This is a genomic window from Achromobacter sp. 1011791174, from assembly GCF_059760925.1.
Window position 1 is genome coordinate 1 of sequence record NZ_JCBANH010000215.1, and the last position, 250, is coordinate 250.

Annotated in this window: 1 protein-coding gene; it reads right to left on the reverse strand. The window is 62.4% G+C overall.

Annotated features, from left to right (window positions below; genetic code table 11):
• Nucleotides 1–250, reverse strand: a 250-nt coding sequence (locus AC6LJ5_RS30370; protein ID WP_498142460.1) for a VCBS domain-containing protein, incomplete at both ends; no start/stop codon positions are given.

The following is a 250-nucleotide window of genomic DNA, read 5'->3' on the forward strand; positions in this document are numbered from 1 at the left end:
GTTGTCGAGTTCGTACTTCCAGTTGCCGTTGGCGTCGATCGAGAACTTGCCGTGATCGCCCTTGAAGTCGGTCTGGGGCTTGAACACGGCTTCGCCCTTGTCGGGGTCGACCACGTCCAGCTTGCCGCCGGTGGTGAGCTTGTCGTCTTCCTTGACCGAACCGGCGTCGTCGCCCGGCTTGCTCGGGGTGATGATGGCGCCGTCGTTGGTGCCGTTGATCTTGACGGTGATGGTCTCGGGGGTCTTGCCA